Source organism: Pseudaminobacter soli (ex Zhang et al. 2022) (assembly GCF_014595955.1).
GTDB classification, from domain to species: Bacteria; Pseudomonadota; Alphaproteobacteria; order Rhizobiales; family Rhizobiaceae; genus Kumtagia; species Kumtagia pseudosoli.
Genome location: NZ_JABVCF010000002.1, coordinates 516,049 through 538,220 on the forward strand (window position 1 = coordinate 516,049; position 22,172 = coordinate 538,220).

The 22,172-nt window shown below is 63.6% G+C and carries 24 protein-coding genes; 13 read left to right on the forward strand and 11 right to left on the reverse strand.

Annotated features, from left to right (window positions below):
• The first annotated feature begins 103 nt into the window (after positions 1 to 103).
• The 3 genes from HUI96_RS05690 to HUI96_RS05700 are packed head-to-tail and all read left to right on the forward strand — an operon-like array spanning position 104 to position 2,704.
• Positions 104 to 904: a class I SAM-dependent methyltransferase gene (locus HUI96_RS05690; RefSeq protein WP_188253664.1), complete on the forward strand. Its 801-nt coding sequence runs from the start codon at positions 104 to 106 to the stop codon at positions 902 to 904.
• A 5-nt stretch (positions 905 to 909) separates the two neighbouring features.
• The gene (gene betI, locus HUI96_RS05695) at positions 910 to 1,602 is read left to right on the forward strand and encodes a transcriptional regulator BetI (RefSeq protein WP_425299198.1); all 693 of its coding nucleotides are present in this window, start codon (positions 910 to 912) and stop codon (positions 1,600 to 1,602) included.
• Between the two features lie 19 nt (positions 1,603 to 1,621).
• Positions 1,622 to 2,704: an extracellular solute-binding protein gene (locus tag HUI96_RS05700; protein ID WP_188253666.1), complete on the forward strand. Its 1,083-nt coding sequence runs from the start codon at positions 1,622 to 1,624 to the stop codon at positions 2,702 to 2,704.
• Between the two features lie 47 nt (positions 2,705 to 2,751).
• Here the strand turns inward: HUI96_RS05700 and HUI96_RS05705 are convergent, their stop codons facing one another.
• From HUI96_RS05705 to HUI96_RS05720, 4 genes are all read right to left on the reverse strand, one after another.
• Entirely contained in the window at positions 2,752 to 3,150 is a 399-nt protein-coding gene (locus HUI96_RS05705; protein WP_237683987.1) for a low affinity iron permease family protein, read from the reverse strand.
• A gap of 208 nt (positions 3,151 to 3,358) precedes the next feature.
• Positions 3,359 to 4,432, reverse strand: coding sequence for an ABC transporter ATP-binding protein (locus HUI96_RS05710; RefSeq protein ID WP_188253720.1), 1,074 nt, complete (start codon positions 4,430 to 4,432; stop codon positions 3,359 to 3,361).
• Between the two features lie 4 nt (positions 4,433 to 4,436).
• The gene (locus HUI96_RS05715; RefSeq protein WP_188253668.1) at positions 4,437 to 5,249 is read right to left on the reverse strand and encodes an ABC transporter permease; all 813 of its coding nucleotides are present in this window, start codon (positions 5,247 to 5,249) and stop codon (positions 4,437 to 4,439) included.
• Complete coding sequence (locus tag HUI96_RS05720) at positions 5,246 to 6,163, reverse strand: ABC transporter permease (RefSeq protein ID WP_188253669.1); 918 nt, start codon at positions 6,161 to 6,163, stop codon at positions 5,246 to 5,248. Before HUI96_RS05720 ends, HUI96_RS05715 begins: the two co-directional genes overlap by 4 nt.
• 228 nt (positions 6,164 to 6,391) lie before the next feature.
• Here HUI96_RS05720 and HUI96_RS05725 point away from each other — a divergent pair, with 228 nt between their 5' ends.
• Positions 6,392 to 7,813 carry an aminotransferase gene (locus HUI96_RS05725; protein ID WP_188253670.1) on the forward strand — a complete coding sequence of 474 codons (1,422 nt, stop codon included), beginning with the start codon at positions 6,392 to 6,394 and terminating at the stop codon, positions 7,811 to 7,813.
• 46 nt (positions 7,814 to 7,859) lie between these two features.
• On the opposite strand, the gene HUI96_RS05730 is transcribed toward HUI96_RS05725, so the two are convergent.
• A complete protein-coding gene (locus tag HUI96_RS05730; RefSeq protein ID WP_188253671.1) occupies positions 7,860 to 9,059 on the reverse strand; it encodes an aromatic ring-hydroxylating oxygenase subunit alpha in 1,200 nt (399 codons plus the stop codon).
• 498 nt (positions 9,060 to 9,557) lie between these two features.
• On the opposite strand from HUI96_RS05730, the gene HUI96_RS05735 reads away from it, so the two are divergent.
• Positions 9,558 to 9,857, forward strand: a complete 300-nt coding sequence (locus HUI96_RS05735; protein ID WP_188253672.1) for a hypothetical protein — start codon at positions 9,558 to 9,560, stop codon at positions 9,855 to 9,857.
• Positions 9,858 to 9,926: 69 nt separating this feature from the next.
• Here HUI96_RS05735 and HUI96_RS05740 read toward each other — a convergent pair whose 3' ends face one another.
• Together HUI96_RS05740 and HUI96_RS05745 are read right to left on the reverse strand one after the other, a co-directional pair.
• A complete protein-coding gene (locus tag HUI96_RS05740; protein WP_237683967.1) occupies positions 9,927 to 12,014 on the reverse strand; it encodes a PAS domain S-box protein in 2,088 nt (695 codons plus the stop codon).
• 47 nt (positions 12,015 to 12,061) lie between these two features.
• Positions 12,062 to 12,841, reverse strand: coding sequence for a response regulator (locus tag HUI96_RS05745; RefSeq protein ID WP_188253673.1), 780 nt, complete (start codon positions 12,839 to 12,841; stop codon positions 12,062 to 12,064).
• Positions 12,842 to 12,877: 36 nt separating this feature from the next.
• On the opposite strand from HUI96_RS05745, the gene HUI96_RS05750 reads away from it, so the two are divergent.
• Positions 12,878 to 13,555: a winged helix-turn-helix domain-containing protein gene (locus HUI96_RS05750; RefSeq protein ID WP_188253674.1), complete on the forward strand. Its 678-nt coding sequence runs from the start codon at positions 12,878 to 12,880 to the stop codon at positions 13,553 to 13,555.
• Between the two features lie 8 nt (positions 13,556 to 13,563).
• On the opposite strand, the gene HUI96_RS05755 is transcribed toward HUI96_RS05750, so the two are convergent.
• Complete coding sequence (locus HUI96_RS05755; protein WP_188253675.1) at positions 13,564 to 13,731, reverse strand: hypothetical protein; 168 nt, start codon at positions 13,729 to 13,731, stop codon at positions 13,564 to 13,566.
• A 44-nt stretch (positions 13,732 to 13,775) separates the two neighbouring features.
• Entirely contained in the window at positions 13,776 to 14,174 is a 399-nt protein-coding gene (locus HUI96_RS05760) for a hypothetical protein (RefSeq protein ID WP_188253676.1), read from the reverse strand.
• A 211-nt stretch (positions 14,175 to 14,385) separates the two neighbouring features.
• On the opposite strand from HUI96_RS05760, the gene HUI96_RS05765 reads away from it, so the two are divergent.
• Both HUI96_RS05765 and HUI96_RS05770 read left to right on the forward strand, forming a co-directional pair.
• Entirely contained in the window at positions 14,386 to 14,544 is a 159-nt protein-coding gene (locus HUI96_RS05765; RefSeq protein WP_188253677.1) for a hypothetical protein, read from the forward strand.
• A 129-nt stretch (positions 14,545 to 14,673) separates the two neighbouring features.
• The gene (locus tag HUI96_RS05770) at positions 14,674 to 14,817 is read left to right on the forward strand and encodes a DUF1127 domain-containing protein (protein ID WP_188253678.1); all 144 of its coding nucleotides are present in this window, start codon (positions 14,674 to 14,676) and stop codon (positions 14,815 to 14,817) included.
• A gap of 119 nt (positions 14,818 to 14,936) precedes the next feature.
• On the opposite strand, the gene HUI96_RS05775 is transcribed toward HUI96_RS05770, so the two are convergent.
• Together HUI96_RS05775 and epmA are read right to left on the reverse strand one after the other, a co-directional pair.
• Positions 14,937 to 15,221 (reverse strand): BrnA antitoxin family protein, encoded by a 285-nt coding sequence (locus tag HUI96_RS05775; RefSeq protein WP_188253679.1) that lies wholly within the window; start codon positions 15,219 to 15,221, stop codon positions 14,937 to 14,939.
• A gap of 103 nt (positions 15,222 to 15,324) precedes the next feature.
• Positions 15,325 to 16,371: an EF-P lysine aminoacylase EpmA gene (gene epmA, locus HUI96_RS05780; RefSeq protein ID WP_188253680.1), complete on the reverse strand. Its 1,047-nt coding sequence runs from the start codon at positions 16,369 to 16,371 to the stop codon at positions 15,325 to 15,327.
• A gap of 111 nt (positions 16,372 to 16,482) precedes the next feature.
• Here epmA and efp point away from each other — a divergent pair, with 111 nt between their 5' ends.
• The 5 genes from efp to HUI96_RS05805 all read left to right on the forward strand — a co-directional run bounded on the left by efp (position 16,483) and on the right by HUI96_RS05805 (position 22,167).
• Positions 16,483 to 17,049: an elongation factor P gene (efp, locus tag HUI96_RS05785; RefSeq protein ID WP_188253681.1), complete on the forward strand. Its 567-nt coding sequence runs from the start codon at positions 16,483 to 16,485 to the stop codon at positions 17,047 to 17,049.
• Positions 17,050 to 17,324: 275 nt separating this feature from the next.
• On the forward strand, positions 17,325 to 18,419 hold the full coding sequence (locus HUI96_RS05790) for a BMP family ABC transporter substrate-binding protein (protein ID WP_188253682.1): 1,095 nt from the start codon (positions 17,325 to 17,327) through the stop codon (positions 18,417 to 18,419).
• A 241-nt stretch (positions 18,420 to 18,660) separates the two neighbouring features.
• Positions 18,661 to 20,196: an ABC transporter ATP-binding protein gene (locus HUI96_RS05795; protein WP_188253683.1), complete on the forward strand. Its 1,536-nt coding sequence runs from the start codon at positions 18,661 to 18,663 to the stop codon at positions 20,194 to 20,196.
• Positions 20,180 to 21,247: an ABC transporter permease gene (locus HUI96_RS05800; protein WP_188253684.1), complete on the forward strand. Its 1,068-nt coding sequence runs from the start codon at positions 20,180 to 20,182 to the stop codon at positions 21,245 to 21,247. Before HUI96_RS05795 ends, HUI96_RS05800 begins: the two co-directional genes overlap by 17 nt.
• Positions 21,247 to 22,167 (forward strand): ABC transporter permease, encoded by a 921-nt coding sequence (locus tag HUI96_RS05805; protein WP_188253685.1) that lies wholly within the window; start codon positions 21,247 to 21,249, stop codon positions 22,165 to 22,167. Before HUI96_RS05800 ends, HUI96_RS05805 begins: the two co-directional genes overlap by 1 nt.
• Positions 22,168 to 22,172: the final 5 nt, after the last annotated feature.

Genomic DNA, 22,172 nt, shown 5'->3' on the forward strand with positions numbered 1-22,172 from the left:
CGTATTGAATGAATGTTCAACAAGCGGCCTTGTGTTTCGCCAATGTTGTTATAGGCTTTCGCTTACATCCGGCGCTCTTGCTTCAGTTCGAGACGACGAACGCATGACGACAGTCGGCCACTCAGGCGAACCGGAATACGACGACACGGCGATCCGGTTCCTGGAGGCGCTGTGGGGGGAGGGGTATCTCTCGCCGGGCGGTCCGGACGAAGTCGACCGGGTTCTGGAGGGGATCTCCCTGCACGGTAAGTCGGCGCTGGACATCGGCTGCGGTTCGGGTGGCATTGCCCTGCATCTGCTGGAGCGCCATGGCGCCGCCCATGTGACCGGGTTCGACGTAGAGCAGCCCGTTGTCGAGCAGGCACGCAAGCGGGCGGCCGAGAGGGGCCTCTCCGTGCGTGCGGAATTCGTCCAGGCACCGCCCGGGCGACTGCCATTCAAGGACCGGTCCTTTGACGTGGTCTTCTCCAAGGACGCGCTCCTCCATGTCCCCGACAAGGACGCGCTTTTTGCGGACATCTTCCGGGTGCTCAGGCGGGGTGGCATATTCGCTGCAAGCGACTGGATGATCTCGCATGACGGGGAGCCGTCGGCGGACATGAAGGCCTATGTCGCGGCCGAGGGCCTGAGTTTCTCGATGGCCTCGCCGGAGCGCTATCGGCAGGCGATGGAGCGCGCGGGCTTCGAGGACGTGCGGATCGTCGATCGCAATCCCTGGTACAGGGAGGTGGCGCGCGGGGAACTCGCCCGGCTCAAAGGGCCGCTTTATGCGAAAGCGGCCGCCGCGGTCGGAAACGCTTATGTCGACAAGAACATACGGACCTGGGAGGCGATGCAGAAGGTGCTTGACTCGGGGGAGCACCGTCCCACTCATCTGCGTGGCAGGAAGCCGGACAAGGACTGACCGGCATGTGGAGCGTCGCATCCGCCATGAAGACCCCCGAAAAGGACGCTCCAGCGGATGAGAGGCGTGGCCGCAAGGCCTCGAAGGAGACGCGGCGCCAGCAGTTGATCGATGCGACGATCGATTCGCTCGCCAAGCGCGGCTATGCCGAAACCACGATGGCGGATGTAGCCGAGGGTGCGGGGCTGTCGCGCGGCATCGTCAATTTCCATTTCGAGAGTAAGGAAAAGCTCCTCGTCGCCACGCTTCAGTACATGGCCGACGAATATGCCGCGCACTGGCGTGCGGCGCTGGTGAAGGCGGGCGAGGACCCGGCGCGTCAACTCGGAGCGCTCGTCGCGGCCGATTTCGACCGGTCGATCTGCAACAAGCGCAAGCTCGCCGCCTGGTGCGCGTTCTGGGGCGAGGCGAAATCGCGGCCGACCTATCAGGTATTGTGTGGCGCGCGCGACGCAGCCTACCAAAACGTCATCGTCGACCTCTGCCGGCGTCTGAAGGAGGAGGGCGGATACGATTTCGAGCCGTTTTCGACGGCGCTCGGCGTGAGCGCCATGCTCGAAGGACTTTGGCTGAGATTGATGATGGGGCCCGACGAGGTGACGCGCGAGGCCGCGCATGCCTCGGCAAGGGACGTGCTCGCCTCTATCTTTCCCCGCCACTTCGAACGGGCCATGCGGCGGGACCGAAAAATCGCTTGAACAGGATGGGAGGGGAACGATGACTAATCTGAAACGCAGACTGATCACGGTGGCGGCTGCGGCCGCGCTCACCGCCTCGGCTTCGGCCATCGCGGTCGCCGACGACAGCGAGCTCACGATCTTCGAGTGGTCGGGCTACGAAGCACCCGAGTTCCATCCGCGCTACGTCGAAAAATACGGAACATCGCCGACATTCACCTTCTTTGGCGACGAGGATGAGGCATTCGAGAAGCTGCGGTCGGGATTCAAGGCCGACCTCGCCCATCCCTGCTCGCAGAGCGTGGTGAAATGGCGCGAGGCCGGGCTGCTGCAGCCGCTGGACACCTCGAAGATCGCTGGGTGGAACGACCTCCTTCCCGGCATCATGGCGATGAAGGATCTTGCCACCACCGAGGATGGAACTGCTTGGTTTATGCCCTGGGATTGGGGCAATACCCTGATGACCTACAACTCCGAGAAAGTGAAGGAGGAGGAGGTCCAGTCGCTCAAGGCCTTCGCCGACCCGAAGTTCAAGGACCGCGTTTCGATCGGCGACAATGTCGACGATGCCTATGCCCTGGCCTCGCTCGCCATCGGGCTGACGGACTGGACGAAGATGACCGACGATCAGTTCAAGGAAGCTTCGGACTTCCTGCGCGCCGTGCACAAAAACGTGCGTCTCTACTGGACCGACAACACCGACATCGTCCAGGCGATGAGCGGCGGAGAGGTGGATCTTGCCTGGGCCTGGAACGATGCCAGCGTCCAGGCCGCGCTCGCAGGCGCGCCGGTCAAGGCCAAGAAGGACACCGATGAAGGCCTGTCGACCTGGGTTTGCGGCTATGTGCGCCTGAAGGACGCTCCCGGCAGCGCGGAAAAGGCGTACGACTTCCTCGGCATGGTCAACGAAGATCCCAAGGTCGCGCAGTATCTGCTCGGCGACTGGGGCTATGGCCACGCCAACGCCAAGGCTCTGGCGAGCATCGATCAGAAGGTCCTGGATGAAAAGGGCTACGGTGACGTGACGAAGTTCGTCGACAAGACGCTCTTCCAGGCCCCGATTCCCGCCGAGCTCAAGCTGAAAATGATTGCGGAGTTCGAGAAGATCAAAGCCGGCTATTGATTCTTTCGACAGCCGCCTTCGGGCGGCCGCTCGTCCAGCGAAAACGTTCACAATCGGGATCCGGGCGCCACTTCCCGGGTCGCTCGGTCGGATGCGTGCTTCTTGGCGCGCTCGGCGGCGCGTTCGCAGGTCTTTCGCAGTTCCTCGACCTCCGCCTCGGTAAGGTGCTCGATCCCGATGAAAGCGTCCTTCGCTTTCGACACTCGGATCAGTTCATCCAGCTTGGCCTGGATTGCGACTCCGTCGCGATTCTGGGTGTTCTGGATCAGGAAGACCATCAGGAACGTGACGATCGTCGTTCCCGTGTTGATGATCAACTGCCACGTGTCCGAAAAACCGAATATCGGGCCGGTTACCGCCCACACCAGAATCAACAATACACAAAGCATGAAGGTGCTCGGTCTCCCGGATGCGCTGGAGACCTCGGTCGCTATCTTGGAAAACATTCGTTCCACTTGAACGCCTCCTCGCGGTGCTGCCACGACCGACTCCCAACTGTTGCGCGTGCCTCGCTGCATGCGCGGCAGTCTGTCTTCAACAAAGCACAATGCGGGAAGTTCCCGCAGTGTTCCTGTGGAAACGCTTACGGATGGGGCCGCGTTTCATCTCAGGCGAGGGGTAAGACCGTAAGCCGCACCTGCCCGGGCGCGTCCCTCAGTCGGCCATCGCCACGAGGGCGTCGGGATCATAGGCAAGCCGGATCGTAGCGCCGATCGGCAGGTCGTCGGCGCCGAAATCGTTGGTCTCGGTCACCGATAGCGGCTTCTCCATCCCGGGAACGTCCACGACCAGGTGGGTGATCTCGCCGAAATAGTGCCTTTCGATCACCGTGCCTGCCACCTCATGTTGCGCGGTCGCGCCATCCCATAGGACGCGCAGGCGCTCGGGGCGGATGCCGACCGTCGCGTGCAGACCCTTGCGGACCAAACCCTGCGGACGCTCGGTGGTCACGCGGCCGAATCCCTCCGTGTCGACGACGATCGACACGCCCGTCTCGTCGACGACCTCCGCCTTTACGAAATTCATTCCGCCAAGGAAGTCGGCGACTTGGCGATTGACCGGCCTCTGGTAGATCTCCTTGGGCGCGGCGACCTGCGCGATCCCGCCCCCGAACATCACTGCGATGCGATCGGACATGGCGAGCGCCTCGTACTGGTCATGCGTCACCAGCACGAAAGTGATGCCGACGGCCTGCTGAAGCCGGCGAAGCTCGACCTGCATCTGCTCGCGCAGCTTCTTGTCCAGCGCGGAAAGCGGCTCATCGAGCAGCAGAACCTTAGGCCGCATTACCAGGGCGCGGGCGAGGGCAACGCGCTGCCGTTGCCCGCCGGACAGTTCGTTCGCGCCGCGGCGGCCAAGCCCGGAAAGCGACACCATCGACAATGCTTCCTCGACCCGCCGCTTCTCCTCTTCGGCGCCGAGCCTTAGGCGCTTCAGGCCATAGGCGACGTTCTGCTCGACATTGAGATGTGGAAAGATCGCATAGCTCTGGAAGACCATGTTGGTCGGACGCCGGTTCGCGGGGATTCCGTCCATCGACTGGCCGTCGAGGAAAATCGAGCCGCTGGTCGGCGTGTCGAGGCCCCCGATCATGCGCAGCAGCGTGGTCTTGCCGCAGCCTGAGGGGCCGAGAAGCGAGAAGAACTCGCCCTCTTTGATCGAGAGCGACACGTCGTCCAGTGCCCGGAACGCGCCGTAGCTGCGGCCGACATTGCGGATGTCGATCATGGAGTCAGGCAAGTGTCACCCCGGCGCTCTGCACCCGCTGCTCGGCTCGCCGCCGGATCATCTCGGCGAGCGTGAGAAGCAGGAAGGACCCGACGAGAAGCAGCGTGCCCAGCGCAAGCACACCCGGAAGCTTGGCGGCGAAGCGAAGCTGGCCCCAGATGTAGATCGGCAGGGTCGCCTGGGTGCCGCCGAGGAAGAAGGCGATGATGAAGTCGTCCAGCGAGATGGTGAAGCAGACGAGCAGCGAGGAGATGATCGCTGGCGTCACCATCGGCAGCGTGACCCGCCGGAACGTGCCGAAGGCGGTTTCCCCGAGATCGGCCGACGCCTCTTCCAGGCTGCGATCAAAGCCCTCGAAGCCGGAGGTGAGGACGCTCATGGAATAGGGCAGGCAGATGAGAACGTGGCCGAGAACGATGGTGAACAGCGACAGGTCCAGGCCGAGGCGCAGCAGCACGAGCAGCAGCGACACCGCCAGGATGATCTCGGGGAGAACCAGCGGGGCCATGATCAGCCCGTTGATCGGCCGCCGCCCCGGGAAGCGGTAGCGGGTGATGGCACGCGCAGCGCAGATTCCGAGCAATGTCGAAAGCAGCGCGGCTGCGACGCCCACAAGGAGGCTGTTCCGTGCCGCGTCGATGAGAGCGGCGTTGCGGGGAAGCTCCTCGTACCATCTGAGCGTGTAGCCCGAGAGCGGGAATTGCGGGGTGGGCGCGGTGTTGATCGAGAAGATCGGCAGGAACAGGACAGGCAGATAGAGGAAGGCGATGTAGAGCGCCGCGTAGGCTGGCAGCCAGCGGCCAGGCATGCGCTTCATCGGGCCCACCTCACCGCCAGGCGGAGCAGCAGAACCGAAGCCGCGGCCATCGCCGAGACGACCAGCATCGTCGAGACGGAGAGCGCGGCGCCGAGCGGCCAATTTGCGGCCTTTCCGAATTGCGCCTGGATCGCAGTGGCGATCATCACGCCGTACTTGCCGCCAACCAGCTTCGGCGTAACGTAATCGCCAACGGTCGGGATCATCACGATGAGCAGCGCGGAGATCACGCCGGGCATTGAGAGCGGGAGCGTCACGCGCAGGAAGCGCCGGACCGGCCCGTCGCCGAGGTCGGCCGCCGCCTCGATCAGCGTGCGATCGACCTTCTGCAGGGAAACGTAGATCGGCAGGATGGCGAAGGCCGCCCAGGCATGCGTGAGCGTGATGACGACCGCGCTGGAATTGTAGAGGAAGGCGGTCGACGGCTCGTCGATGATGCCCAGCGCCAGCAGCCCGGAATTCAGGACGCCATTGTAGCCGAGGATGACCTTCCACGACATCACCCGCAGCAGATAGCTGGTCCAGAAGGGGATCGTGATCAGGAACAGCCAGAGGTTCTTGCGGTCGCCGCCGTGAAACGAAATGAAGTAGGCGACCGGATAGGCGAGCACGACTGTGGCGACACTGACCGCGAACGAGATCAACAGCGAGCGGAGAAGCAGGTCCCGGAAGATGGGCTCGGTCAGCGCGATCCGGTACTGCTCGAACGTAAAGGTCCGATCGATCGTCAGGTAGTTCTGCGTCCAGAAGCTGTGCGCCAGAACCACGAGGATCGGTAGGACGAGCAGGACGAGCGCGAAGAGGAAGGTGGGGCTTACCAGCGCAAAACCTTGCGCGGCTTCCGATTGCAGAAGGGGCTTGGCGCCCGTGCGCGCCTGGCGGATAGCCTGCGACCCTTCCACGGCGGCCGTCATCGCGGCGGCGCGCCTTTCGTCGGATCGACCTTGCGTCCCATTTCCGCTCCGGTCGGCCTTTGACTGGCCGGTTGTTCTGTTCCCGCCGACATCATGCGCAACAGGCGATTGAAATCAAGCGAAATTTCCGGCTATATTGATTGAACGAACATTCAAAATGCGGACGATTTAGTTAGCTTTTTCAGTGGCTTGTAGCGCTACGGATCGTGCATCTGAGGAGAGAATAAAATGGCGTCGATCAGGAAGGCAAGTGCAGGGCCCTCCAAGTATGAGGTCTCGGCCGAGGCCGCGGTCGACCTCGCGAAGCGACACCTCATCCAGCCTTGGCCCTATTCCGGCTCGATCGGCACCGAGGCGCGCAGCCTGATCGGCAGCGGCGACGGCATCTACATCCATGACGGCGAAGGGCGGCGGCTGATCGACGGGCCAGCCGGCATGTGGTGCGTGAACGCCGGCCATCGCCGCGAGGAACTGGCGCGCGTCATGTACGACCAGGCGATGGAACTCTCCTACAACACGCCCTGGTACACGATGAACTCGCCGTCCGCCGTACTCGCCGAGCGGATCGCCGGCCATGCGCCGGGGGACTTGCGGCACGTTTTCTTCACCACGGGAGGCTCGTCTGCGGTCGAGAGCGCGCTGCGCTTCATGCAGTTCTACAACAATGTGCGCGGGCGCTCGGAGAAGAAGCTAATCATATCGCGCGGCGGCGCCTATCATGGCTCGACCTATCTTTCCGCCTCGCTGAACGGCCGTCCCCGCGATCGTGACTGGATGGACATCGCCGGCGGCCTGGTCGTCAAGCTGACGTCGCCCGATCCGTTCCGGCGCCCGGCAGCGATGACGATCGAGGCCTTCTCGGACTTCCTGGTCTCAGAATTCGAGGAAACGGTCGAGCGTCTCGGCGCCGACAAGATCGGGGCTTTCGTGGCCGAGCCGATCCAGGCTTCCGGCGGCGTGATCGTCTCGCCGCCGAACTATCTGCCGCGCATCAGGCAGATCTGCAGGGCGAACGACATCCTTTACATCTCGGACGAGGTGGTGACCGGCTTCGGGCGGCTCGGCGAAATCTTCGCTTCGGAAAGCGTGTTCGGCCTTTCGCCCGACATCATCACCTTCGCCAAGGGAGTCACGTCGGGCTATTTTCCGCTCGGCGGGATGATCGTCTCGGATCGCCTGCTCGCGGACTTGCGCCGCTCGAACCATCCGGACGCCATGTATGCACATGGACTGACCTACAGCAGCCACCCGGTCGGATGCGCCGTCGCACTGGCCAATCTCGATCTGCTCGAGAACGGCATCCTCGACCACGCCCGAGATGTGGCGCCCTACTTCATCGAGGAGATGAAGACGCTCGAAGACCTCCCGCTGGTCGGCGAGGTACGTGGTATCGGGCTCATGGCCTGCGTCGAATGTGTCGCTGACCGGGAAAGCAACAATCCGCTGCAACTCGACATCGAGGTCGGCAAGCGCATCGACGCGCACTGCTATGCGCTCGGCCTGCTTGTGAGGCCGTTGATCCACATGTGCGTCATGTCGCCCCCGCTGATCATCACGCGCGAGCAGATCGACGACATGGTCGCGATCCTGCGTGAGGGCATTTCCCGCACCATGGAGGATCTCCGGCGCGAGGGCGTGTGGCGGAATTAATGCGGCCGACCGCCGGCGGCGATGCCTGCCGCAGCGGCGGTGCCGATCATGCCCGCGACAGCAGGGCCTCGTTAAGGTTCGACATCTCCTTCTCATCGGGCACGGTCTCGAGACGGAGGACCGGAAGAACCCGGCGCAGATGGTCGTGGTGCGTTCGCACCCCGTATTCCAGGTCCGAAAGAAAGAAGCCCGAGAAGGCGTCCGACAGCATGGATTCGTTCGACCAGATGGTCAGTTGGATGTCCTCGGACGTGGTTTCCCGGTCGATGCGGCGCGCCAGATAGCGAGCCGCTCGCTGGCGGCGGTTCTCGTTGGGGTAGCGATAGATCGCACCGCGCAGCAGGGTCTCCCCGGTGGAGAGCGGAAATTCCTGATAGAACTGCGCGCTCTCAGGCGTCGCGGCGATGACCATATTCGGAAAGATGCCGTAATAGACCCACGCCTTCTTCAGATCGTCGGGAAGGTGATCCGCCTCCGTTGCAATCCGTACGTAGTTGCGCACGCTCCAGCGGCGGCCGGCGTGGGGACTGTAGGTCGAGAAGGAGCGCGACACGCCCTTCACATACGGCTCGTCGAAATAGTCGGCGCCATAGAGGTCCTGCAGCGCCGGATGGGCCATGGCGACGTGATAGCCCTCATTGTCGACGTCCCGCACCGATTTCCAGTTCACCGGGATCTTCTGCGACCAGAAGCCGTCGGAGAGAACCATCTCGCCGATCCGGTAGTGGGCGATCTCGTCGGTCATGGGCCGCATCAGTTCCGCGACGGAGGGCTGAGGGCCCTTCCGGAACCGCACGAAGATCAGGCCCATCCAGATCTCCAGGTCGAGAGGGATCAGCCCGAAATCGACCTTGTCGAGTTCCGGGAAGGAGCGGGGGCGGGCGGCGCCTCGAAGCGTCCCGTCGAGATTGTAGACCCATCCGTGGAAGGGACAGACGAGCGCGTTCTTGCAATGGCCCCTGTCGTCGGCCACCACGCGCGAGCCGCGATGCCGGCACAGATTGTGGAAGGCCCTGACGACGCCGTCCTGTCCCCGGACGACCAGAGCTCGCTCTCCCACGATGTCGATGGCCAGATAGTCGCCCGGGCTCGGCATGTCGGAGACATGTCCGACGATCTGCCAATGGGTTCGGAAGACGTGCTCCTTCTCGAGGTCAAGAAGCGCCTGGCTGTGATAGCTCCAGCCCGGCAGTCCCCGCCTGTCCCATCCCTCCGGCACGGTCACGTCATGGCGGTGCAGGTTCATGGCGGCGCTCGCTGGATATTGAACGGGCATTCAATATAGCTCGTTTTCTCGATTACAAGCAATCTTTTACCTGAAACGGTGGCTCTCGTTACGCTGTTTGCAGGACGCGGCAGAGGCCGAAACATCCGTGATCTCCGATGCTTAGGAGAGTGTTGCGGCCAGCGCTGGACAGGACTGAAAGCGCCCCGGAGGAGAAAGCTGTGAGCTATGGGGGTACCATCAACTGCCCCATGGGGCGCTCAGGCTTTGTGGCGCGGCGAAGAGAGTGCGTGTGCTCGATGCCCGATTCTGTTGCGCTTTGCTGATACGAATCTCAAAACGTGCAGCATCGGTCAGATACGGAGCCGAGCTACTACGTCTCGATCAACCAAACATTCAACCAAGATCGGGCCGACGACGATGTTCCGCTCCGCCGTGAATGCCAATTCCAGTCAGCCGAAATCGAGCTTTTTGAAACTGCCCCGCCTTGTGCTTCGCCGGCGATCGGCAGAGCACCCGATGGCGATGTTCGCGATCGCGGTCGGCATCTGCTTCCTGTCGATGGCGCTGGTGCCAAATGTGGGCTCCGCACTTGCCAACCGCGACGAGCCGCTGCGGGTGAGCGGGAATGGCGGCACTTTCACCGACACAACCCGGCAGGAGTTGAGCGAGACCGAGATCGCCTGCAGGGGGCAGGCCTGGGGCTCGGAGAGCGACCAATGCCTTATCGAGATCGCGCAGCACTCAGGCCTCGGTGAGCGCAAGGTCCGCAGGCTTAAGGCCGCCGCTCCCAATGCCTCGACGCCGAACGTGTTCTAGATATCCTCCCAGCGCCCGTCTCAGGCGCATGGGCTCCTGCGGCTGGTCTCAGTTGCAGGAGCCGTCCGACTATCGCGGGACCGCGAGTTTCTCGTTGACCGCAGCCAGGACGCTACGGACATCGAGCGTGCTGAACGGCTTCTCGAGGATGTGCGGACGATGTTCGGCCGGCAGTTGCTCGACCTGTGCGCGTGCCCCGATCATGTCACCTGTCACCAGAACGAAGCGATTGGCGAGTTCTGGCCGCTTCTGCGTGAGTTCCTCAAAGATCATCAGACCGTCTGCGCCGGGCATCCTGAGATCGCTGAAGACGATGTCGATCTCCTCACCGCCCAGCACCTCCTCGGCTGACGTCCAGGCCGGAACGGTGCGGGACTTGACGCCCATCAGCAGGAGGAGGTCTGCCAGCGCCCCGGCCACATCGGGCTCGTCGTCGATGATCAGGGCATGACCGATGCCGGTCGCCTGGGCGGGACCGACCGCAAAGCTGTCGGCGCCGCCGTTCATGGCGGGAAGCTCCACCACGAAGCGAGCGCCGTTCGGAAGGGCTGGCTCATGCCAGACGCGACCCTTGCAGCGCTCTATGATGGATTTTGAGATCGATAAGCCGATGCCAGTGCCGACACCAACCGGCTTGGTGGTAAAATAGGATTCGAAGATCCGGTGCCGGACATGCATCGGAACGCCAGGCCCGTTGTCTTCCACGGTGAAACCGCATTTGCCGTCGTCGCGCCGGAAGGTGCGTACCTTTATGCGCTTTTCGCCATTGATCGCAGCAAGCGCGTGCTGGCTGTTGACCAGCAGGTTGGCAACGACCTGGGTGATGTGATCCGGATCGGCAAGCACCGAGAGCGATCCCTTGACGAAGTCTGTCTCGATCTGGATGCCGCTGGAACGGGCGCCGTAGGCGGTCACCTCCAGTGCGGCCCGCACGGCGTTGTTCAAGTCCATCTCGCCCTGGCTCGGCGGATGCAGCCTCACCATTCCGAGGAAGCTCTTAACGATGCGGCCACAACGTTCGGCCGCTGCCCGCACCTTTTCTGCCCTAAGCTTGGTCTGTGGATCGGGGGCGAACTCGTGGAGCAGGGTCGATTGGGCGACGACGACCGCCAGCGGATTGTTGAGCTCGTGCGAAACGCCCGCCAGCAGCGAGCCCATAGCCGCCATCTTCTCGTTCTGGTGGAGGCGCTCGCGCTGCCGGTTGATCTCTTCCTCGGCGCGATGCTTCTCGCGCAGGTCGCGGACCGAGCCGAAGATCAGCCGGCGGTCGGCCACCTTGATCTCGGTGGCCGTTAACTCGATCGGAAAGACCTCGCCGGCAGAGTTCTGGGTGATGGTCTCCATGCGCTGGCCGATCATTGGTGCGCCGCGGCCGGCCATGTATTCCGCCCCATTGGAGTAGCCTTGGCGGAACTTGGCGGGGACGACCGTGTCGAGCAGGTCGTGGCCGAGAATCTCGTTACGCGTGTAGCCGAACATCTTCTCGGCGGCCGGATTGAACTCGATGATGCTGCCGGTCTCGTCCATGACGATGATGGCATCGAGCGAGGCTTGGATCATCGTCCGCCGGACGATATCGCTGACATGCGCCTCGGTGAAGGAGCGCTCGATGGCATCGCCGATCGCCAGCGCGACCATCTCCATCGCCGCGATCTCGTTCTCCGCCCAGCCGCGCTCGCGGCAGCAGTCGTTGACGGCGAGGCTGCCCCACAGATGTCCGTGCGCGAAGACGGACACCGAGAGGAAGGATTTGATGTGCTGCTGTTCGAAGTCGTCGCGGAGGAAACCGTTCAGGTTGCTCGTCAATCCCGCGAAAATCTTGCCTTGGCGAAGCTCCGTCGACAGCCGGGCAAGGAAGGGATCGGACTCCATGACGTCCTGGGAGATGGTCGTCGGCGACGCGGCAACTCCCGCGACCGTCGCATCGACCCAATAAGAGGCGATCGATTGCGCGAAGCCCTTGCCGGGCAGTTCACGCAAGCGGAACAGGACGGCGCGGTGGCAGTCGAGCTTGCGGCCGAGGGTCTCCAGCACCTCCGGCACGGTCTGCTGCCAGTCGGGCGCCTGGCGCAGCAGGCGCATCATGCGCAACGCCGCCACCGCCGAGCCGCCCCGTGCGAACTCGGCCACCGAGGCCATGATCATGTCCTGCGTCATTGCGTGTCCCCGCGACGCTTGTCGGTCAGGTTGAGTTCGTCAGTGGTTCAGTTTGCTTCGTCAGGCAGCGCGAAGATGTAGCCTTCGCCACGCACGGTGCGCAGGAAGCGCGGATTTGCCGGGTCCGCTTCGATCTTCTTGCGCAGCCGCATGATCCTGATGTCGACGGCCCGCGAGGTCTCAGGCTCCTCGCTCAAACCTATCGCCTCCGAGAGTGCCATGCGCGTGAGCAGGCGATTCGGCCTTGTCAGGAACGCCTCCAGCACGTCGAACTCGCTCTTGGCCATGTCGATGACGGTGCCATCCGAACGGGTAAGAATTCGTCCGTCGAGATCGGCGTTGAAATCGGCGAAGGAGACGCAACGGCGACTGTCCTCGTGCCGCCCGTTGCGTTGAGCATGCGTTTCTTCGGGCGAGGGCACGCGGCGCAGCACGCTGCGCACCCGGGCGAGCAACTCTCGAAGCTCGTAGGGCTTCACCAGATAATCGTCGGCGCCCAGTTCCAGGCCGACGATCCGGTCGATGGCCGTTCCGGCCGCGGTGGCATAGATGAGGCCGACCGGCATTTGCGATCGCAGCCAGCGCCCGAGCGAAAGGCCGTCCTCGCCGGGCATGGCGATATCGAGAATCACGAGATTGAACGGCGTCCTCTCCGCCGCCTCCCGCATAGCCTCCGCGCTGTCCAGCGCAGTCACGTCATAGCCGTTCGCGCCGAGATACTCGGCGACGGCCTCCCTAAGGTCGGGCTCGTCCTCGACGATGGCAATCCTGGCGCGCAGTGTGATCCAGTCTCCAAATTCGCTGGAAAGTAGATTAGGAAGAAACATGATGTCCAGACCATTCGAATAGGGGTTGGAACGGCAATGGCTCGAAGACCAATGATTGGACTTGCCTGCCTCGCCGACGCTGATCATGTGGCGGACTATCTCGAGCGGCGCGGATACGACGTCGCCCGCGCCGACGAGGACTGGGAACTTCGCCCTCTGCTGACAAGTTCTCTCGACGTCATCGTGCTTGGCGAGAGGCTGCCAACTGTTGCTACCCAGGTGCTTTTGCGCCGGCTACAGGGGGAGAACGCCCCGAGCGTCGTGGTTCTGCGCCCCAGGACCGAACTGGTGGAGACCGTGCTCGCCCTCGAACTCGGCGCAGCCGACGTCGTGGATGCCCCGGTGAATACCCGCGAACTGGCGGCGCGGATCGCCGGCCTGCTCGCGCGGAAGGGCAAGGCGGCTCCGGAACTCGTCACACTCGAGAATTCCACGATTGACCTCAGATCGGCTCTGGTGATGCACAAATCGGGCGAGGAGGAGCAGCTTTCGCCGGGGCAGGTGGCTCTGCTCAGACTTTTCCTCGCTCACCCGCGCAAGGTTCTGACGCGGGACAACATCATTGCGGCTGCACCGGCGGAGAGTACGGAAGCGTTCGACCGGTCGATCGACTCACGAATCGTCAGGCTGCGACGAAAACTCGACACCGAGTCGATCGTGACCATCCGCGGTGCCGGCTACCGGTTCGATCCGCCGGAACGCCAGCACGACTGAGCCGCGGCTTACAGCCGGACGCCAGCCTCGGACGACGAGGGTACGCTGGTCCCGATCGCCACGCTCTGCGGCTCGTCACGGTCGCGGATGAAGACCGTGGCCGCTCCGGCGAAGCACAGGAGGACCTGGGCATAGACCAGGACTCTCAAGATGCCTGCTGCGAAATCGGACTTCATGACTTATCCCCGTAACCTCATCCCACCAGCACCGGCCGACTTGGTCAGCCGGCGTTCGCGCCGCGTCCCCGGACGCGATGGAGCATCGATGCTGCCCTAACGCGCCGGGGCGGAGAAGGTTCGATGCGGAAACGCCAGCCTCCCTTCCGTGGCCGGATGCGGCCGCTCGACAGGGTCCGGGGCAGAGCGAACAACATGGCCGCATGGGTTGCAAACTGCACATCCGCGGATGCTGCGCGCCCGCTATCGGCCAGCAGTGCGACGGCCGCCAATGCCGTCGTCGCAATGAAGACCTTGGTGAGCCAGTTCATCATGCCCATGCTTTCGTTTTCATTTTCGCAAGGCGACATATTCTCCTCCCGCGTATCCGAACGATGACGTTCGGCTTCCGCTTTGTTGCGTTGCTGTTTCCGGCCCGGAAAGCCCAGGAATCCGGTGATCAACTACTTCCGATGTCAGGCAAATGCGCATACGGGTCGAACTGACATGCGACTGGTCGCGCCCGTATGTTTCGGCGAATTAATACAACATCGGGCACAAACGGTCAAGAGAAGTTGGGAAAACGAAACATATCGATCCAATAACGAAATCGAGACGAAACATGCCTCTGCGATGTGGCACTCACCGCCAATGAGCGACCGAATGGAGGGGGCAATGAAAAGGGTACTTGCCGCCACGTTGATCGATATCGCGGTTGCCGCCGTGCTCACGGCGTCCTCGTTCCTGCAGGCCGTCTCTGTGCATGCATCCGGCGACGAACGGATATCTATCGTCGAGGCATGGGGCAGAAGCTCAGAAATGCACCGCGTTTAGGTTGCATCGTAGCTATGCAACAACCGCATTGCCGGCATGCGCGAGTGGCTATTCAAATCGGTTTGAGACACCCCTATCTGAGCGGGGTAAGAAGAACATCGGCACTAGCAAGAACAAAGAGAGAGTACCATGAACCTGCTGCGTAACTATCGGAATTGGCGCCGTTATCGCGAGACCGTGAACGAGCTGAGCCGCCTTTCCAACCGTGAGCTCGCCGACCTCGGCATCAGCCGCGCCGACATCTACCTCGTGGCCGCCAAGGGCCGCCAGTAATCCGTTTCCCGCCGCGGCCTTCCTCCTCCCAGCTGCGGCGGCACGGACCGGCATCCCCTCCTCCCGAAGCCGGTCCACCTATGAAGCCCGTCGGCTCAGCCGACGGGCTTTTTTTCATTTCAGTCGTCGTTGGTCGCGTTGAGCTCTTCGGGCCTTTTCCCCGGGTCGTCCATGCCGGCCGCCTTCACCATCTCGCGCAATGCCGAGTTGATGCGCTCCTGCCAGCCGGGCCCTTCTGCCTGGAAGTGATCGAGTACGTCACGGTCCAGCTTGAGGGTCACAGTCTCCCGCGCGGCCGCCAAGATTGGCTCTCGCCTGGCTTCGGCCGCCGGCTTCGGCGCTGGCCTGAACACGGCCTCGGCCGCGGCAAAGGGGTCGCCGGGGCGTCGGGTCGAACTTGCCATCACATGCTCCTTTGTTCGCCAGCGTTTGCTGGCTCGGCGGTAGATCCGTCACCATTAGAAGTAGTTCTGCGCCCCAAAGTTGCCGAGATGTCGGCGGGGGTGATCACCCTTCCGCGACAGGGGTCCAGATCACGTCCTCGATCTTGGACGCCCCGCTGGCCAGCATGACCAGCCGGTCGAAGCCGAGCGCAATGCCGCTCGCCTCCGGCATCAGGGAGAGGGCGTTCAGGAAGTCTTCGTCGATCGGGTAGCGCTCGCCGTAGATCCTTTCCTTCTCCTCCATCTCGGCGGCGAAGCGGCGGCGCTGCTCGGCGACATCCGTCAGTTCGCCGAAGGCGTTTGCGAGCTCAACCCCGCAGCAATAAAGCTCGAAACGTTCGGAAACGCGCGAATCACGCGGGCTCGGCCGGGCGAGAGCCGCCATCGAAATGGGGTATTCGCACAGGATCGTCGATCGTCCATGCCCAAGCTCCGGCTCGACCTTCTCCACGATCACCTTGCTAAAGATGTCGGCCCAACTGTCGTCCGGCGCGGTGACGATGCCCGCGGAAACGGCGGCGGCGTTCAGCTGCTCGCGATCGGTGCTGCCATCGCGCCCGACGCTGGCCAGAAGGTCGATGCCGGCGTACCGCTCGAATGCCTCGGCCACAGTGAGGCGTTCAGGCTCGGCGAGAGGATCGGCGGTCCGGCCACGGAACGAGAACTGGCGACAATCCGCCGTCTTGGCGGCCAGGGACAGCAGTGCGGCACAGTCGGCCATCAGGCTCTCATATGTCTCCCCGACGCGGTACCACTCGACCATCCTGAACTCGGGGTGGTGCAGCGGACCGCGTTCGCGGTTGCGCCAGACGGGCCCGAAGCTGAAGATCCGCTTCTCGCCGGCCGCCAGCAGCTTCTTGCAGGCGAATTCGGGGGAGGTGTGGAGATAGCGCGGCCAGTGCGAGCCGTCGGAGCCGATCTCCTGCGTCGCAAAGGCGGAGATGTGCGTCTCGTTGCCCGGCGAGACCTGCAGGCTGGCGGTCTCGACTTCGATGAAGTCGCGCTCGGCGAACCAGGCGCGGATGGCGGCGCTGATCCTGCTGCGCGCAATGAGCCGCGGGCGGCGGTCGGCATGGACGTGAGGAGTCCACCAGGGGGAGGCTTCGGTCATGACTGATCTGCTGATGTTCGAAAGATGGTGGCAACAAAGGCCGGAATGCTGTAGGGGCCCCAGCGAGGCTCTTCAGCCGAATGCCACAACTTACATCGCAGGATTGACCCCGTGAAGGTGATCGCCAGCTCTCTCCGCAAGGGAAATGTCGTCGATAAGGACGGAAAGCTCTACGTCATTCTGTTCGCGGAAAACATACACCCCGGCAAGGGTACGCCGGTGACGCAGCTCGACATGCGTCGCATCTCCGACGGCGTGAAGGTGTCCGAGCGCTACCGCACCACTGAGCAGGTCGAGAGGGCGCATGTCGAGGAGCGCGAGCACACCTTCCTCTACAGCGACGGCGAGGGCTTCCACTTCATGAACCCGGAGAGCTTCGAGCAGGTGGCGGTCTCGGACAGCGTCATCGGCGACCAGGCGCCCTACCTGCAGGAAGGCATGGCAGTGCAACTCGCCCTGCACGAAGGCAGCGCGATCTCGATCGTCCTGCCGCAGCGGGCGGTCTTCGAGGTGGTCGAGACCGAGCCGGTCACCAAGGGCCAGACGGCGTCCTCGTCCTACAAGCCGGCCACCCTGTCCAACGGCGTCCGTACCGCCGTGCCGCCGCACATCACCACCGGCACCCGCATCGTGGTGATGACGGCCGACGGCTCCTACGTCGAGCGCGCGAAGGATTGAGGCGAACTAGGGCGGCGTGGTTACCGGGTCCCGGCGCCTTGAAACGCGTCGCTGGAAGCCGTCTAACAGAGCGGGCCGCGCGCCTTTTGTTGCCGAACCCTCTATGCGTTGCCCGCGTCGGCACTTCCGACGCGGGGCAATCCCCCTCTTATCGGCCATTCGGATCGCCTGTCGTTTTCATCGCGGGATTCCAGTGATAAGCGCGGTTTCCTCATTGACAGGCGGCGGCGTTTCCAGTCGGCTGCTGCAAAAACCAGACGAGAGAGGGGCAATTTATGCGTGACGTGACAAGGCGCGAGTTCCTGCGCTATTCCGGCGCGGGCGGTGTCGCGCTTGGCGTTGGCGGCCTGCCCGGCCTCGCCGCTGCCGAGGAAAAGCTGAAGATCGGCGTCGTCTACGTCTCGCCCATTGCGGAGATTGGTTGGACCAAGCAGCACAGCCTCGGCGTCGAGGCCATCAAGGCCGAACTGGGCGATAAGGTCGAGATCACGGTTCTCGACAATATCTTCATGCCGCAGGATGCCGAGCGCGTTTTTCGTGAGCTCGCCGCCTCAGGCAACAAGCTGATCTTCGGCACCAGCTTCTCGCACGGCACGCCGATGCAGAAGGTCGCGCCCCGCTTCCCCGAGACGGCGTTCGAGCACTGCTCGGGAATCGTGCACCTAGCCAATCTGGGCACTTTCGAGGCGAAGTATTATGAGGGCACTTTCGTCGCCGGCGCTGCCGCCGGTCACATGACCAAGACCGGCAAGATCGGCTTCATCGGCGGCTTCCCGATCCCGGACATCGTCGGCCCGGCCAATGCGCTGCTGCTCGGCGCTCAGAGCGTGAAGCCGGAGATCACCTGCAACGCGATCTTCCTCAATTCGTGGTTCGATCCGGGCAAGGAGAAGGAAGCCGCAAACACGCTGGTCAGCCAGGGCTGCGATGTCATCTGCTCGATGACGGATACTCCTACCGGCGTCCAGGTCGCCGGCGAGAAGGGCGCCTGGTCGATCGGCTACGCCAGCGACATGTCGAAGTTCGGCTCGGGCAAGCACCTGACCGCCTTTATGCTCGACTGGTCGCGCGACTATGTCGGCGCGGCGAAGGCCGTCGCGGCGGGGACCTGGAAGCCGGAGGTGCGCTGGGACGGACTGGCCGCAGGGGTGGTCAAGATGGCGCCCTACAACGAAGCGATCCCGGCGGATGTCCGCGAGAAGCTGAAGCAGCTTGAGACCGACATCGGCTCCGGCAAGGTCCACCCCTATACCGGCGAGCTCAAGGATCAGGACGGCAACGTCAAGGTCGCGGCGGGTTCTGTGCTTTCGGATCCCGACATCCGCGGCATGAACTGGTTCGTCCAGGGCATGATCGGCAACCTGGGGTAAGCATGGCCGCAGTGTTCTCTCCCCCCTTGAGGGGGAGATGGCCGCGAAGCGGTCAGAGGGGGTCGGAAGAGGCCGCGCGCAACCGTGGCAACGAATGTCCAGCACGGCCGCAGCGACCCCACCCCGCCTCGCGCCCCTCGCTTCGCTCGGCTCGCTCGTCGACCCTCCCCTCAAGGGGGAGGGGTTCGCTGGCCGCGGCGCCCCGCTCGTCCGTGGTCAAGAGGAAGCCAGAACCCAGCCGATGACCCCCCGCCTCGAACTGCGCAACATCTCGAAGCGTTATCCTGGCGTCCTCGCCAACGACGATATCTCGCTGGCAATCATGCCCGGCGAGATCCACGCCGTGCTGGGGGAGAATGGAGCCGGCAAATCCACCCTGATGAAGATCATCTACGGCGCGGCGCAGGCTGATTCCGGCGAGATCTACTGCGACGGCAAGCTGATCCAGGATCACAATCCGGCGGTGTCTCGCGCGCTGGGCGTCGAGATGGTCTACCAGCATTTCGCGCTGTTCGAATCCGTCACCGTTGCCGAAAACATCGCGCTCTGCTTGCGCGGGCCGTTCGACCGCAGGGCGCTGTCCTCCCGCATTGTCGAGCTCTCGCAGCGCTACGGCATGCCGATCGACCCGGCGCGAAAGGTGCACGAGCTTTCGGTCGGCGAGCGCCAGCGGGTCGAGATCGTGCGCTGCCTCCTGCAGAACCCAAAACTTCTCATCCTCGACGAGCCGACATCGGTCCTCACGCCGCAGGCCGTGTCAAAACTCTTCGAGACCTTGCGCCAGCTTGCCGCCGAAGGCTGCAGCATTCTCTACATCAGCCACAAGCTGGACGAGGTGCAGCAGCTTTGCGACTCGGCGACCGTGCTGCGCAACGGCCGGGTGACCGGCACGGCCAAGCCGAAGGAGACGACCTCGCTCGAACTCGCCCGCATGATGGTCGGCTCCAACCTGCCGCACATGAACGTGACGCCCTCGAATCTGAGCGACGGGCCGGTGCTTGAAGTGCGCGACTTGTCGGCCGAATCCCGCAGCCACCACGGCGTGAACCTGCGCGACGTTTCGTTCGAAGTTTTTGGCGGCGAGATCGTCGGCATCGCCGGGGTTTCCGGCAATGGCCAGGCGGAACTGATATCGCTGCTCAGCGGCGAGCGCACCCACAAAAGGGTGGAAGCAATTCGCATCGGGGGCAAGGATGCAGGGCGTCTCCACGCCAACGCGCGGCGAAGGCTCGGCATGACCTTCGTGCCGGAAGAGCGGCTCGGCCGTGGCGCTGTTCCCTCGCACACGCTTTGGGAGAACGCGCTGCTCACTGGCAATCGCGCTGGCCTGGTCCGCAGCGGTTTTGTCGACCGGGGCAGGGCAGTGGCCTTCGCCAAGAACATCATCGAGCGCTTCGGCGTTAAGGCGAACGGGCCGGAAGCCGCCGCCCAGAGCCTCTCCGGCGGCAATCTGCAGAAATACATCGTCGGCCGGGAGATCGTGCTCGCTCCAAAACTCCTGCTGGTTTCGCAGCCGACATGGGGTGTCGACGTTGGAGCGGCAGCCTTCATCCGCCAGACCTTGGTCGATCTCAGCCGCGCCGGCGCTGCGGTGCTGGTGGTCTCGGAGGAACTCGACGAGTTGTTCGAGATCTGCGACCGGCTGCTGGTCATCTGCCAGGGGCGCGTTTCGCCTCCGCTGATGCGGGCCGAGACCAACCGCGAGGAAGTGGGGCTGCTGATGACCAGATTGGGCACCGCGACATCGGAGAAGAGCGGTCTTGCGCTACAGGATTGAACGGCGGCCCGAACCGTCTGCGCTCATGCGGGTCGCAGCCCCGGCAATCGCGACGCTCCTCACCATCATCGTGGGTTCCGTGTTCTTCGCGGTCCTCGGCTATGACCCGCTCGCGACGCTCAACGCCTTCTTCGTGGAGCCGGTGAGTTCGCTGAACGGCCTTTCCGAACTGCTGTTGAAGGCCTCGCCGCTAATCTTGATCGCCTGCGGTCTCGCGGTCGGCTTTCGCGCCAACGTCTGGAACATTGGCGCCGAAGGACAGCTCATCATTGGCGCCATCGCGGCATGCGGCGTCGGCCTGTTCTATCCCGATCCTGAGAGTTTTCTGCTCCTGCCGCTGATGCTTATAGCCGGTGCCGTGGCCGGCATGGCCTGGGCGGCGATTCCCGCCTTCCTGCGGGCGCGCATGAACACCAACGAGATCCTCGTCACGCTCATGCTGACCTATATCGCCACGCTGCTCTTGTCGTGGCTGGTTCACGGGCCGTGGCGCGATCCGGCCGGCTTCAACTATCCGCAGACGGCGCTGCTGCCCGGCGCCGCCATGTTCGAGCCCTTCGACTACTCCTACCGGCTCAACTCCTCGATCTTCATCACGGTCATCGCAGTGGTCGCGATGTGGCTGTTCGCCGACCGCAGCTTTCTCGGTTACAAACTGTCGGTGAGCGGAGCCGCGCCGCTTGCCGCCCGCTATGCCGGCTTCCGCGAGTCCTCGGCCGTGTGGACGGGCCTGCTCGCCGGCGGCGCGGCAGCGGGACTCGCCGGGATGGCCGAGCTTTCGGGACCGCTGGGGCAGCTCTCGCCGCAGATCTCGCCCGGCTACGGTTTCGCAGCGATCATCGTCGCCTTCGTCGGGAGATTGAACGCCTTCGGCATCGTGCTCGGCGGCCTGCTTCTGTCATTGCTGTTCTTGGGCGGAGAGGCGGTGCAGATGAGCCTCGGCCTGCCTTCGGCGCTGACGCGCATTTTTCAAGGAATCCTGCTTTTTTTCCTGCTCGCCGCCGACTTCTTCATCTTCTACCGCCTGCGGCGGCTTGCGGAGCACGCCTGATGGACCTTTTCGTCGCCATCTTCACGGGAACGGTCATCGCCGCCACGCCGCTGATCTTCGCCGCTCTCGGGGAACTGGTCGTGGAGAAATCAGGTGTCTTAAACCTCGGCATCGAGGGCATGATGCTGGTGGGCGCGGCCTTCGCCTTCTGGGCGGTCGTCGCGGGCCTGCCGATGCCGCTGGCGATCCTCGCCGGGGCGCTCGCCGGCGCTGCGGCGTCGCTGCTGTTCGGGGTGCTGGCGCTGACATTCCTGACCAACCAGTACGCCGCCGGACTGGCGCTCGCGATCTTCGGCTCGGGCGTATCGGCCTTTCTCGGCCGCAACTTCGGCAGCGAACCGATAGACGGACTGAAGCCTCTCGCCATCCCGCTGCTATCAGATATCCCGGTGCTCGGGCCGCTGCTCTTCCGCTACGATCCGCTGGTCTATCTGGCGATTCTGTCCTTCGTCGCCATCGCCTGGTTTCTCAGCCGCACCAAGGGCGGGCTGATCTTGCGAACGATCGGCGAGTCTCCCGAGATCGCCCACGCGATCGGCTATCCGGTGGTGAAGATCCGCTACTGGGCCGTGCTGTTCGGCGGGCTGATGGCCGGGCTCGGCGGCGCCTACCTATCCGTAGCCTACACGCCGCTGTGGGTCGAGAACATGACCGCCGGCAAGGGCTGGATCGCCTTGGCGCTGGTGGTCTTCGCGACATGGCGGGCCTACAGGGTCCTGCTCGGAGCATGGCTGTTCGGCGGTATGACGATCCTGCAATTGCAGGGGCAGGCGCTGGGCCTCGCGGTGCCGTCCGAATTGCTTTCAGCGCTGCCCTATCTCGCGACGATCGTGGTGCTGGTGATCATCTCGCAGAACCGGCAGATGCTCGCCGAACATTTCCCGGCGTCACTGGCGAAACCATTCCGACCGACGGTGTGAGGGGC